The 12,579-nt window shown below is 73.2% G+C and carries 13 protein-coding genes; 9 read left to right on the forward strand and 4 right to left on the reverse strand.

Going from position 1 to position 12,579, the window contains the following annotated elements:
* The 3 genes from ACTHMS_RS13020 to ACTHMS_RS13030 form a co-directional block, all read right to left on the reverse strand.
* A partial coding sequence (locus ACTHMS_RS13020) for an FAD-binding oxidoreductase (RefSeq protein ID WP_440307095.1) occupies positions 1 to 643 on the reverse strand: 643 nt, incomplete at its 3' end.
* 49 nt (positions 644 to 692) lie between these two features.
* Positions 693 to 1,955 (reverse strand): MFS transporter, encoded by a 1,263-nt coding sequence (locus tag ACTHMS_RS13025; RefSeq protein WP_440307096.1) that lies wholly within the window; start codon positions 1,953 to 1,955, stop codon positions 693 to 695.
* 57 nt (positions 1,956 to 2,012) lie between these two features.
* Complete coding sequence (locus ACTHMS_RS13030; protein ID WP_440307097.1) at positions 2,013 to 3,017, reverse strand: Acg family FMN-binding oxidoreductase; 1,005 nt, start codon at positions 3,015 to 3,017, stop codon at positions 2,013 to 2,015.
* Between the two features lie 76 nt (positions 3,018 to 3,093).
* On the opposite strand from ACTHMS_RS13030, the gene ACTHMS_RS13035 reads away from it, so the two are divergent.
* From ACTHMS_RS13035 to ACTHMS_RS13050, 4 genes are read left to right on the forward strand one after another with little or no spacing between them, the layout of a single operon-like run.
* On the forward strand, positions 3,094 to 3,588 hold the full coding sequence (locus ACTHMS_RS13035) for a DUF427 domain-containing protein (RefSeq protein WP_440307098.1): 495 nt from the start codon (positions 3,094 to 3,096) through the stop codon (positions 3,586 to 3,588).
* A 50-nt stretch (positions 3,589 to 3,638) separates the two neighbouring features.
* The gene (locus tag ACTHMS_RS13040) at positions 3,639 to 4,652 is read left to right on the forward strand and encodes an NAD-dependent epimerase/dehydratase family protein (RefSeq protein WP_440307099.1); all 1,014 of its coding nucleotides are present in this window, start codon (positions 3,639 to 3,641) and stop codon (positions 4,650 to 4,652) included.
* Positions 4,649 to 4,996 carry a Rieske (2Fe-2S) protein gene (locus ACTHMS_RS13045; RefSeq protein ID WP_440307100.1) on the forward strand — a complete coding sequence of 116 codons (348 nt, stop codon included), beginning with the start codon at positions 4,649 to 4,651 and terminating at the stop codon, positions 4,994 to 4,996. Before ACTHMS_RS13040 ends, ACTHMS_RS13045 begins: the two co-directional genes overlap by 4 nt.
* Before the next feature lie 47 nt (positions 4,997 to 5,043).
* Positions 5,044 to 6,363 carry a protoporphyrinogen/coproporphyrinogen oxidase gene (locus ACTHMS_RS13050; RefSeq protein WP_440307101.1) on the forward strand — a complete coding sequence of 440 codons (1,320 nt, stop codon included), beginning with the start codon at positions 5,044 to 5,046 and terminating at the stop codon, positions 6,361 to 6,363.
* Here ACTHMS_RS13050 and ACTHMS_RS13055 read toward each other — a convergent pair.
* Entirely contained in the window at positions 6,360 to 6,815 is a 456-nt protein-coding gene (locus tag ACTHMS_RS13055; RefSeq protein WP_440307102.1) for a GAF domain-containing protein, read from the reverse strand. The two genes, ACTHMS_RS13050 and ACTHMS_RS13055, sit on opposite strands and share 4 nt — an antisense overlap.
* Before the next feature lie 256 nt (positions 6,816 to 7,071).
* Here ACTHMS_RS13055 and ACTHMS_RS13060 point away from each other — a divergent pair, with 256 nt between their 5' ends.
* The 5 genes from ACTHMS_RS13060 to ACTHMS_RS13080 are packed head-to-tail and all read left to right on the forward strand — an operon-like array spanning position 7,072 to position 12,418.
* On the forward strand, positions 7,072 to 8,283 hold the full coding sequence (locus ACTHMS_RS13060) for a PIG-L deacetylase family protein (protein WP_440307103.1): 1,212 nt from the start codon (positions 7,072 to 7,074) through the stop codon (positions 8,281 to 8,283).
* Positions 8,283 to 9,626: a PP2C family protein-serine/threonine phosphatase gene (locus ACTHMS_RS13065; RefSeq protein ID WP_440307104.1), complete on the forward strand. Its 1,344-nt coding sequence runs from the start codon at positions 8,283 to 8,285 to the stop codon at positions 9,624 to 9,626. The genes ACTHMS_RS13060 and ACTHMS_RS13065 overlap by 1 nt, the downstream gene beginning before the upstream one ends.
* A complete protein-coding gene (locus ACTHMS_RS13070) occupies positions 9,623 to 11,671 on the forward strand; it encodes a glycosyltransferase family 2 protein (protein WP_440307105.1) in 2,049 nt (682 codons plus the stop codon). Before ACTHMS_RS13065 ends, ACTHMS_RS13070 begins: the two co-directional genes overlap by 4 nt.
* Positions 11,668 to 12,006 carry an STAS domain-containing protein gene (locus tag ACTHMS_RS13075; RefSeq protein ID WP_440307106.1) on the forward strand — a complete coding sequence of 113 codons (339 nt, stop codon included), beginning with the start codon at positions 11,668 to 11,670 and terminating at the stop codon, positions 12,004 to 12,006. The genes ACTHMS_RS13070 and ACTHMS_RS13075 overlap by 4 nt, the downstream gene beginning before the upstream one ends.
* Complete coding sequence (locus ACTHMS_RS13080; RefSeq protein WP_440307107.1) at positions 11,993 to 12,418, forward strand: ATP-binding protein; 426 nt, start codon at positions 11,993 to 11,995, stop codon at positions 12,416 to 12,418. Before ACTHMS_RS13075 ends, ACTHMS_RS13080 begins: the two co-directional genes overlap by 14 nt.
* Positions 12,419 to 12,579: the final 161 nt, after the last annotated feature.

Raw genomic sequence — 12,579 nt, forward strand, 5'->3', positions numbered from 1 at the left:
CGAGCAGCGTGGTGAGCGGCACGAGGTCGAACTCGACCGCGGTGACGACGCCGAGCGCGCCCTTACCGCCGCGCAGGCCCCAGAACAGGCCGGGGTGCTCGGTGGCGGTGGCGCGCCGCAGCCGCCCGTCGCCGGTGACGACCTCGAAGGCGGTGACGTAGTCGGACGAGACGCCGAAGGTGCGCGCCACCGGACCGATGCCGCCGCCGGTGAGGAACCCGACGACGCCGACGTGCGGCGCCGAGCCGGCGAGCGCGGCGAAGCCGAGCGGGGCGGCGGCGTCGATGACCTCGCCCCACGTGACGCCGGCGCCGACGCGCGCCGCGCCGGTCGGGGCGACCGTGAGCTCGCGCAGACCGCGGGTGCTGATGAGCAGCACCGGACGGTCGAGGGCGACGGCGCCGTGGCCGGTGGCCTGCACGCTCACCTGGATGCCGGCCGTGGACGCGGCCGCTACGGCTGCGGCGACGTCGTCCGCCGAGCCGGCCTCGACGACCGCCACGGGCGTCGAGACGACGGCGACGTTCCACGGCGTGGCCAGTTCGGCGTAGCGCGCCGTCCCGGGCAGGTGGACGCGGCCGGGCAGCGCCGCGGTGAGGTCGGCGAGGACGGTGTCGGGCGTGGGGGAGAGCTGGGTGGTCATGTCGACTCCTGATCGGATCGGTCGGTGCCTGAGGTGGCACCAACCTCGGTCAGGGCGCTTGCGGGATCCTTGCCGCCTGCTTGGAGCCCTTGGCAGGACGGTCGGCGGTGCCGCCGTCACCGCCCGTGCCCTCCAGGTGCGGGCGCAGCAGCCGCACCGGCACGACACCGAGCAGCGTCAGCGCGGCGAGCACCGCGAACGACGTGGCGGCGTGGTGCACGATGCCGCCGATCGCCCCGGTGAGGGCCAGGGCGCCGAGCTGTCCCGAGAGCCACACCAACCCGGCCGTGGTGCCCTCGGCGGCACCGGCCGCCCGCTCGGTGATCTCGAGGACGACCGGCAGCGTCGCGAGCAGCAGGAAGCCGAACGCGGCGAAGGCGACGAGCGCCAGCGGGAACGACGGCGCCACGGCGAGCAGCACGCACGCCACACCGGTCACCCCGACGGCCACGACCATGAGGCGCGTCTCGGCACCGTGCCGCACCGCCCACACGGGCAGGGTCGCCGCCCCGGCGACCCCGAGCACGATGTTGACGAGCAGCAGCACGCCGGCCTGGTCGCTGCTGATGCCCGCCGGCTTCAGCAGCGGCTCGGCCCACGTCGTCAGCGCGGTGAAGGTGCCGAACGGCACGAACACGACGAGGCAGAGCCGGCGCACGAGCGGTGCCCGCCACGCGTCCCGGAACGCCGCGAGCGACGCGCTGCCGGACGCGACCGACGACCCGAAGCCGGGCGCTCGCCGCAGCGTCCACACCGGGGCGAGCGCCGCGACGACCCCGACCACCGCGCAGACCACGAGCAGGCCGTGCAGTGGCAGCGCGGTCGCCAGCACGAAGGCGGCGATCATGCCGGCGAAGGTGCTCGCCGAGCCGAACGCGATGCCCTTGGGGCGGTCGTCCGGCGCGAGGTACTGCGCGGCCACGCCGGTGATCGCGTTGAGCACGAGTGGCTGGGCGATGGCGACGAGCGTCTGGCCGGCCAGCGCCGCGCCGTAGTCGTCGGTGACCAGCCGCACCAGCCCGCCGAGGGCCGTGAGCACGGCCCCGAGCGCGAGCCCGCCGCGCAGCGAGCGGTCGAGCAGCAGGCCCGCCGGGATCGCCAGCACGACGTACCAGAGCGGGAAGACGTTCGCGAGCCAGCCGATCGCCGTCTCGGAGACGCCGTAGTGCTTCGCGATGTCGCTCGTGATCGGCGCGAAGGTCAACCACAGCAGCTGGGTGGCCGCCCCGACCAGCGCGAACGCCGCCAGCAGCCGCCAGTCGCTGCGGGCAGCACGGGACGGCCCGGCGGCGGTGACGGCGTCCAGCTCCATGCGCAGCACTGTGGCGGCCCCGGCGCCCCGCCCACAAGGCGGCGCGCGGACGCTGCCTCAACCGACCTGCAGCACCGCCTCGGCCGAGCGGCGCGGGGTGACGGCCAGTTCGGCGGTCGGTGCCGTCGGGTACCCGACCCGCATCATCATCTGCGGGTACCCGACCCAGCCCATCAGTCCCTGCACGCGGGTGCGGAAGGCGGCGAAGTCGACGGCCTGGCTCAGGACGCAGGTCGAGAGCCCGTGCTGCTCGGCGGCCAGCATCATGCGCATCATCGAGATGCCGCCGAGCAGGTGGTCGTACGCCGCGTCGGTGGCGGTGATGACCGCGCCGATCATCGGCCGCTCGTCGACGCCGCGCTCGATGAGCTGGCGTCCCGTCCAGCCGACCTCGTAGTCGCGCTGCGGCACGTCGAGATGCCGCGGCTGGTCGTCCGGCACGTGCGGGAAGGCGTCGACCGGCACCCCGTCGACCATGGCGTGCACGTCGGGATCGCGCAGCCAGCGGTTCATCTCGGCGAGGTACGCCTCGTCCTCGCGCTCGATGCGGTCGGCCCAGCTCACCGCGACGGCGAGGTTGATCCGCTCGTCCGAGTGGCGCGGCGGGAACTCGACCGAGACGTGCTCCATCGAGCCGGCCGCGGCGAGCAGGTCGAGCAGCTCGGCGGGCGGCTCGTCCGGACGGAACGGCCGCCGGTCGCTGCGCCGCCGCAGGGCCGCCTCGGCCAGCTCGACACACTCGGGGTCGGGCTCGCCGAAGCGCCGCCCGGTGATTCGGGCCAGCAGGTCGGCGTCGGCGGCATCCGGCAGCAGCTGCACCTCGACGTCCCAGCCGGACGCGCGCAGGCCGATCTCGGTGAGGTGCAGCGCCGCGCCGCAGCTCAGGATCAGCGAGTGGCCGTCGGGGTCGGCGACGGCGAGCTGCCGCGACCGGTCGGCCCGCACCTCGAGCACACCGTCGCGCAGCCGCCAGGCCCACGGCTGGGTGTTGTGGATGGACGGTGCGCGGACGGCGACCGAGAGGGCGGCGAGCACGCTGTCACGGTCGAGGGCAGACGTCATGCCTCGATCCTTCCCGACCGGTGCTGCGCGTATCCAGCGGCGTCGGCCCGCCGCACCGCGCAGGCATCATGGAACGGTGCGACCGAAGCCCGAACCCGCCGGCCCCGGCCAGGAGTCGGTGTGGGACTACCCCCGCCCGCCGGCCCTGGTGCCGTCGACCCGCCGCATCGTCGTGCGCGCCGGTGACGACGCCGACGCGCCGCTGATCGCTGAGACGACGGCCGCCTTCCGCGTGCTCGAGACCAGCCACCCGCCGACCTGGTACCTGCCGCCGGCGAGCGTCACGCCCGGCATGCTGACGCGGTCGTCGGCCCGCAGCACCGTCTGCGAGTGGAAGGGCGCCGCCACCTACTGGGACGTCGCCGGCCTGCGCGCGGCCGCGTGGTCGTACGAGACGCCGACACCGGGGTTCGCCGCGATCCGCGGCCACCTCGCCTTCGACCCGGCCCGGCTGGCCTGCTTCGTCGACGGCGAGCGGGCCCGCCCGCAGGAGGGCGGCTTCTACGCGGGCTGGATCACCTCCGACGTCGTCGGCCCGTTCAAGGGCGTCCCGGGCAGTTGGGGCTGGTGACCCACGCCGCCCGGCGATAACCCACGCGGGCGCCGGGGTACCGCGAAGGCATGACGCAATCAGCGCAGCTCACCGTCGCCGTCACCGGCCCCACCGGCACCTTCGGGTTCGGGTTCGTGCCGTTGCTGCAGGCCGACGACCGCATCGGCCGCATCATCGGCATCGCCCGGCGCCCGTTCGACCCGGCCGAGCACGGCTGGACGAAGATGGAGTACCGCCGCGGCGACGTCCGAGACCGCGCGCAGCTCGAGGAGGCCTTCCGCGGCGTCGACGTCGTCGTCCACCTCGCGTTCCTCATCACCGGCGCGAGCGACGAGGCGACGATCCGCGCCGTGAACATCGACGGCACGCGCAACGTCTTCGAGGCCGCCGCCGCGGCCGGCGTGCGCCGCTTCGTCTACGCCTCGTCGGTGGCCGCCTACGGCTTCCACCCGGACAACCCCATCGGCATGGACGAGACCTGGCCCACGCGTCCGGCCGACAAGCTCTTCTACGCCCAGGAGAAGGCCGAGCTCGAGGAGCTGCTGAAGCAGGAGCGCCTCGACCACCCCGAGCTCGAGATGTACCTGGTGCGCCCGCCGATCGTCGTCGGCCCCCACGCGGTCGGCGCCAAGTTCAGCCTGCCGAGGCTGCCGTGGAAGAAGGGCAGCCCGGACGCGACCACGAAGCTCGGCCGCTCGCCGCTGCCCATCCCGGTGCCCGCGCCGACGATCCCGCTGCAGTTCATCCACGAGGCCGACGTCGGCCAGGCGCTGCTGCAGTGCACCGTCGCCGCCGGCCCGCCCGGCGACTACAACATCGCCGGGGACGGTGTCGTCACCGCGGCCGACGTCGCCAAGGTGTTCGGGTTCCTGCCCGTGCCGATCCCGGCGGCCGTCGCGCACCGCGCGTCCCGGCTGCTCGCGAAGCTGCCGCGACCGCCGTTCGTGCCGCCGGCCGTCGAGTGGGTCGAGGCAGCGGCCCACCCCGCGATCATGGACACCACCAAGGCCAAGCGCGACCTCGGCTTCGACCCCCAGTACACGGCGGTCGAGGCGCTGCAGGCGACCGTGGGCGTGCGATGACCGAGGCGTGGCTGCCCGGCACGGTGCGGCGGCTCGGCGGCTGGGCGGTCGGCAACTCGCGCGGCACCGACTTCGCCGTCTCGCGCCGCTGCCGGCACCAGTTCGCCGATCTGAGCGAGGGGTCGATCGACGCCGACGGCTGCCTGGTCTGCCCGTGGCACCAGAGCCGCTACGACGTCACGACGGGGCGCATGGTGTCCGGCCCGCGCGGGTTCCTCGGCTGGCACGGGCCGACGCCGGGCTACACGCAGTTGATCCGCGGCCTCGGCCGGGTCGTGCCGCTGCGTGTCGGCCGGGTGGTCCGTGAGGCCGGCCGCATGGTCGTCCGCCCGCGCGAGCGGTAACCGATCACCGGGACTCAAGTCCCGCGCCGCGCTGCCGATCGACCGGCGTGACCTCCGGTGTGTCTGTCGACGTCGAGTTCCTGGTCATCGGCGCCGGCCCGACCGGCCTCGGCGCGGCCGGACGGCTGGACGAACTCGATCGCCCGTACCTCGTCGTCGAGGCCGCCGACGGACCGGGCGGGATGGCGGCCTCGTTCCGCGACGAGCACGGGTTCACCTGGGACATGGGCGGCCATGTGCTGCACTCGCACTTCGAGGCGTTCGACAAAGCGATCGTCGGCAGCGGCATCGCGGTGCGGCAGGTGGCGCGGAACGGCTGGAACTGGCACCGCGGCGAGCTGGTGCCCACCCCGATCCAGCACCAGCTCGACGAACTGCCCACCGACCTGCGTCCCGACGCCCCGGCCGCCCACCTCGGCGACTACTACCGCAACCAGTTCGGCGCCGAGCTCGCCGAGCGCTTCTTTATCCCGTTCCAGGAGAAGATGTGGGCCGCGCCGATCGAGCTGATGGCGCACGACTGGACCTCGCTGCGCAACGGCTCGGCCCACCGCAACGTGCCGCGGCCGCGGCTGCGCTCGGACGCACCGCCCGCCGGCCCCGTGCAGCTGTTCCCGTACCCCGAGGGCGGCACCGGCCGGCTGTGGGATGCCCTCGCCGGGCCACTCGCCGATCAGGTGCGCCTCGCCACCGCGGTCGTGGCGATCGACCCGCGGACGCGCACCGCGACGCTGAGCGACGGCAGCACCGTGCGCTACCAGCACGTCGTCAGCACGCTGCCCCTGCCGCAGCTCGCGGCCATGACCGGCCTCGACCTGCCGGGCGTCGACACGCTGCTCGCGAACTCGGTGTACGTCGTCGGGCTCGGGTTCGACGGCGCCCCGCCGGCCACGCTGGCCGACAAGACCTGGCTGTACTGCCCCGACCCCGAACTCGCGTGGCACCGCGCGACGCTGCTCAGCAACTACGACCCGGGCAATGCGGGCGAGGGCCGCTGGAACGTGCTGTTCGAGGTGCCGCGGTCGACCACGCACCGTCCGGTCAGCGCGCAGCGGGCCCTCGACGACGTGCGCCGTTCGCTCGAGGACCTCGGCGTCGACCTGCGCAAGGCGTACCGGCCCTGGACGCGGTCGCTGAGCCACGGCTACCCGGTCGCCACCCTCGGCCGGGACGACGTGCTGCGCGCCGCCGACGCGACCCTCGTCGCCCACGGCATCCGCAGCCGGGGCCGCTTCGGCGGCTGGCGCTACGAGTCGTGCAACCAGGACTACTCGTTCCAGCAGGGTCGCGACGCCGTCGACGCCGCCCTGGCGGGCGCTCCCGCCGGTGAGGGCGAGGACGCCTACTGGCACCCCGAGCGCTTCTAGCCCTCGGCCGGACCGCTCGGGAGCTCCCGGTCGGCGAGGCGCTGCAACCGCTCGGCCACGGCCCCGGCGTGCTCGGCCAGGCGGGCGGCCTCGGCGTCGGTCCAGTCGTGCTGCTGCGGGCCGTAGAGGCACAGCACGCCGAACAGGTCGCCGTTGCGGTCGCGGATCGGGCTGCCGAGGTAGGTGGCGACGTCCCCATGCTCGACCGAGCCGAGGCTCGACACGCGATCGTCGAGGGTGGTGTCGGGGATGCGCACCTCGGTGTCGGTGCGCAGCGCGAGCGCGCAGACGGTGTCCTCGAACGGCCACCGCTCACCCGCGGCAGCGGCCGGCGGGCGGTCGAGCCGCTCGCCGGGCACCACCGAGACCACCAACTGCGCGTCCGCGAGCAGCGAGATCTGCGCCGAGCCTGACGGCAGCAGCTCCGCCGCCCGCGACACGATCTCGTCCAAGCCGGCACGTTCGTCCGGATCGCCCAGTGCGGCTGCGGCGGCCTGCTGCGTCCGGCGCACGCGCGGCGGAACTGCCGAAATCGGGCCATCCGGTCGACCGGTGGTCCCGATCTGGAGATTTTCGGAAAAGTTGGTCACGAACTCCTCATCTCTGCACCACGCCTGTCGATCCTGACGGTACGAGGTCACCTGCGGGCGCCGGATGCCCGCAACCCGGTTCGGCGGGTACGACCGAGCAACGCCCCTGCGGAGGGACGTGTTGACCCGCAATAACCAATTGCGGCTGGCGACGACGGCGCCCGAGGCGCCCTCGCCGGCCGAGTCACGCCCCCAACCGCTCGACGCGCCCTCGTCGATCGACCTCACCGAACTGCGGCCGTGGCCGCGGCGCAGCGCGCTGGTGATCGGCTCGGCCGACGCCGACGGCCTGCTGTCGCTGCTGCACTCGCTCGATCTGAGCACCGCGTTTACCTCGGTCGCCGACGCGCCCCGCTCGGCCTCGCTGGGTGCACCCTACGACCTCGTCGTGGTCGGTCCCGACCTCATCACCCGCGACGAGGGGATCGAGCTGCTCGAGCTCGTGCGCAGCTACTCGCCGTCGGCGCGGGTGCTGCTGCACGCCACCGGGCGGCCGTGCCCGTCGTGGGTGCTCGTGCGGGCCCTGCGTGCCGGCGTGCACGACGTGCTCGGCCACGAGAGCGACACCGAGACCGCGCTCGACGTCGTGCGGCGGCAGGCCACCGACCTCACCGCGCGCGCCGACCGCGTGCTCGCCATCGGCGCCCACCCCGACGACGTCGAGATCGGCTGCGCCGGCACGCTGCTCGACCACCGGCTGCGGGGCGACTCGGTGACCGTGCTGACGCTCAGCCGCGGTGCGATCGGCGGCGACCAGCGGGCGCGGCTGCGCGAGTCGGACGCCGCCGCCGAGGCGATCGGTGCCCGGCTGATCGTCGGCGACCTGCCCGACACCCGCATGGACTCGGGGTTCGGCACCGTCTCGGCGATCGAGGCGGTGGTGGCCGACGTGAACCCGACCGTCGTGTACGTGCACTCGAAGCACGACAACCACCAGGACCATCGCGCCGTCGCCGACGCGGCCACGAGCGCCACCCGCGGCATCGGCCGCGTGTACGCGTACCAGTCGCCGTCGGCGAACAACGACTACCACCCGACCGTGTTCCTGCCGATCGACCACGTGCTGCAGCGCAAGATCCAGGTGCTGCAGATGTTCGACTCGCAGAGCGGGCGCTCGTACCTCGAGCCGGAGCTGGTCGTCGCCGGGTCGCGGTACTGGGCGCGTCACCTCGGCGCGAAGGCCCGCTACGCCGAACCGTTCGAGGTGCTGCGCTCGACCGGCCGCACCCGCGGCATCGAGGGGCACCTCATCGCACCGGTGACCGGCGCGCTGTCCTACGGCCTGCCGTCGTTCGAACCCGTCCCCCGTGAGCAGAAGGTGGCGCACTGATGGCCGCACCGGTCACCGAGCAGCCGTTCGACGGGCTCGACACGGTCGCGCCCGCGCGGCCCGGCCTGCCCCCGCGCCCCCGCATCCTCACCCCGACCACCGAGGACATCGACCCGGACGAGCGTCGCGGCCGCCATCTCGAACGGCTCGCCGTCTTCGGTGCCGAACGCGACGAGCGTTTCGCCCGCATCACGCAGCTCGCCTCGACGCTGTTCGGCGTGCCGATGGCGTCGGTGACCCTGCTCGACGAGGACAACGCCTGGTTCCCGGGCGCCACCGGCTTCCAGACGGCCGGGCCGGTGCCGCGCAAGTCGGTGTTCTGCGACAAGGTCGTGCACGAGCCCGAGCCGGTGATCGTCCGCGACGCGACGGCCGACCCGCGCTTCTGCGACATGAAGCTGGTGACCAGCCCGCCCTACATCCGCTTCTACGCCGGCGTGCCGCTGGCCGACGACGAGGGCGTCGTGGTCGGCACGTTCTGCCTGTTCGACACCGTGCCGCGCACGCTCGACCGCGTGCAGCAGTCGATGCTGCTCGAGCTCGCCTCGTGGGCCCGCCGCGAGCTGGTCGACTCGAACGAGATGGCCAAGGCGCGCGAGGTGCAACAGGCGTTGTTGCCGCCCGAGCCGGAGGCGCCCGAGGGCTACGCGCTCGCCGGCACGTGCCGCCCGACGCAGGCGGTCGGCGGCGACTTCTACGACCACGGCATCCTCGCCGGGCGGCTCGTCCTCACCCTCGTCGACGTGATGGGCAAGGGCATCGGCGCGGCGATCGTGGCCGCATCGATCCGGGCAGTGATCCGCACCTCGATGCTGCACGCGCTCAAGCTGTCGGCGGCCACCGGGCGCGACGTCACGGTGCAGCTGGACGAGGTGATGCGCGATGTCGACGCGCTCATGCAGCGCGACCTCGGCCAGACCGGGCGCATCGTCGCCGGCTTCGCAGCCTCGCTCGAACCCGGCACCGGCGAGCTGTGCTGGCTCGACGCCGGCCACGGGCTCGCGCTCGTCGCCAACCCGGCGACGGGGGAGTGGCGGCGGCTGGCGGGCGACGACCTGCCGACCGGGCTGGGCATCGACACCGGCTGGACCGAGCACCGCGACACGCTGGCGCCGGGCGAGACCTTCATGGTGGTCAGTGACGGCCTGCTCGACCTGCTCGGCGGCACCGAGTCGGCCTTCGAGCAGATCGCCGAGCTCGCGGTCACCGTCCCCGATCCGGACGAGCTGGTAGCCCAGATCGACGCGCTGGCCGCGGCCGGCACGTCCCTCGACGACGTGACCGCGGTGGCGCTGCGTCGAGCTCCGGTGGGCGGCGCCGCGGGCGTGGGGGACGTGGCATGAGCGATCTCGTCGCCTCCGTCCGGGCGCGGCTGCCCGAGTCGCCGCCCTACCCGCCGCTCGCGCTGGTGCGTCCGCTCGTCGCGATCACGACGCTGCTCGGGCTCAACTACGTCATCTGGCGCTGGACGTCGTCGGTGAACTGGGCGGCCTGGTTCATCGCCGTGCCGCTGGTGATCGCCGAGACCTACAGCCTGCTCGACTCGCTGCTGTTCGGCATGACGGTCTGGCGGCTCAAGCGTCGTCCCGACCCCGGGCCGCCGCCGCCCGGCGCGACCGTCGACGTCTTCATCACGACGTACAACGAGGACATCGACCTCGTCATGCAGACGGCGCGCGCGGCCAAGGACATCACGTACCCGCACCGCACGGTCATCCTCGACGACGGCAACCGCGCCGAGCTGCGCGCGATCGCCGAGGCCGAGGGCATCGACGTCGTCTCACGCTCGGCCGACTGGGTGAACATGCCGCGCCACGCGAAGGCCGGCAACCTCAACAACGCGCTCATGGTCACGCACGGCGAGTTCATCGCCATCCTCGACGCCGACCAGGTGCCGGCGCCGGAGTTCCTCGACCACGTGCTCGGGTACTTCAACGACCCGAAGATGGCCATCGTCCAGACGCCGCAGTTCTTCCTCAACGTGCCCGACAGCGACCCGCTGGGCAGCCAGGCGCCGCTGTTCTACGGCCCGCTGCAGCAGGGCAAGGACGGCTGGAACGCCGCGTTCTTCTGCGGCTCGAACGCGGTGCTGCGGCGCGAGGCGCTGCTGCAGATGGGCATCCGCCGCTACGTGCAGGAGCTCGAGCAGCGCATCGACGACGCGCTCAGCACCGCCCAGCGGGTGATCAGGAAGGCCCGCCGCGGGCTCGGGTCGGACGACGCGTCGCTCGACCACGCGCTCACCGGGATCGCCGCCGCCACCGACGGGGTCAAGGCCGCGCTCGCCGACGGCACGCCGCTCGGCCTCGCCACCGCGGCCTTCCAGCGCCGCGTGCGGGAGATCGCCCGGGAGCTGGTGAACGCGCACCTGTCCACCGCGGCCGACGACCTGGCCGAGATCGCCGCGATCGCCGGCGGCGACGTGCCACCGCCCGCACCGCTCGACAGCGCCGCGCTCGAGTTCCTGAGCCACCGCGACGAGTCACCGCTGGCCGCCTTTGCGACCGTCCACGCCCTCATCACCTCCCTCGACGTCGACCGCGACGACGAGGCGCAGGCGATCATGCCGATGTCGACGATCTCGGTCACCGAGGACATGGCGACCTGCATGCGGCTGCACAGCATGGGCTGGAAGAGCGCCTACCACGACGAGATCCTCGTCGTCGGCCTCGCGCCCGAGGACGTGCAGACCATGCTCACGCAGCGGCTGCGCTGGGCGCAGGGCACGATCCAGGTCGCACTGCGCGAGAACCCTTGGCTGCAGAAGGGGCTGTCGATCCCGCAGAAGCTGATGTACACCGGCACGATCTGGAGCTACCTGTCCGGCTTCGCCGCGCTCGCCTACATCGCCGCGCCGATCCTGTACCTGGTGTTCGGGGTGCTGCCGGTGAACGCCATCAGCACCGCGTTCTTCCTGCGGCTCGCCCCGTTCCTGCTGCTGAACCAGCTGCTGTTCTTCGTGATCGGACGCGGCCGGCGCACGTTCCGGGGGCAGCAGTACTCGCTCGCGCTCTTCCCGGTCTGGATCAGATCGGTGACCAGCGCGGTCGGCAACGTGGTGTTCGGCCGCAGCCTCACCTTCGCCGTGACGCCGAAGACCAAGCAGCAGCAGGAACGGCCGCCGTGGCATCTCGTGAAGCCACAGCTGATCGCGATGGGGCTGCTCGTCGTGGCGGTCGCCATCGGCCTGGTGCGCTACGGCGCCGGGCAGGCCACCGGCCTCGCCACCGGCCTCAACGTGCTCTGGGTCGGCTTCGACCTGGTGCTGTTCAGCGTGATCCCGCGCGCGGTGCTGTACCGCGGCTACCAACCCGATCCCGAACCGTCCGACCGATCCCAGGCCGCGGCGACGCGTCCGATGACACCCTTCGAAGAGAGCATGCCGTGACCACCATCGAACTCGACCGCACCGACGCCAGGCTCGCGGTCGTCAGCCCGGTCGGCCGGCTCAACATGGCGAGCGCGCCGCAGCTCACCACCGCGGTCGCCGACATCGTCGCCGGCGGCACCCACCAGGTGGTCGTCGACCTCGCCCGCACCGACTTCATCGACTCGTCGGGGCTCGGCGCGCTCGTCGCCTCGCTCAAGCGGTGCCGCAAGGCCGGCGGTGACCTGCTGCTCGCGGCGCCGCAGGGCCAGGTCTTGTTCGCGCTCGAGAACACCAATCTGCTCAAGGTGTTCGCACCGCTCGACTCGGTGGACCAAGCCCGTGCGCAGGGCTGAGCCGATCACGGTGGTGACGCTCTCGGCGCCGGCCCGGCCCGAGACGATCGACCTCGTGCAGGACCTCGTCGCACGCGCCGACGACGACACCGGGCACGTCGTGTCACGGCGCGACCGCATGCGCTTCGAGACCGCGGTCGTCGAGATCATCGGCAACATCATCGAGCACGTGCAGTGCGCCGAGGGGCGCACCGGCGTCACGGTCGACGTCCGGGTCGAGTGGACTGCCGCGGAGCTGTCCGCTCGCATCGTCGACGACGGCCGGCCGAGTGACGTGTCGCTCGACGAGCCCGGCCTCGGTGACGACGAGGACGGCCGCGGCCTGTTCATGGCGATCACCTTCACCGACGAGCTGAAGTTCCGCCGCGACGGTGAGCACAACGTCTGGACGCTGCGGTGCTCGGCCGCCTGACCGGCCGAATCGCGGCGTCGGCCGTGCTGCTCAGCGGGTCGTTCGCCGTGCTGCTCGTCGCCCTGCTCGGTGGTGCGACGTCGGCGGCCGCCGCGCCGGTGCCGACCGACCAGCCGGCGGGCCGCGCCTTCGGGCCGCTGCTTGCCTGGTCGGCACCGGCC

This window comes from Jatrophihabitans sp., from assembly GCF_051960575.1.
Classification (GTDB): domain Bacteria; phylum Actinomycetota; class Actinomycetes; order Mycobacteriales; family Jatrophihabitantaceae; genus JBQCEE01.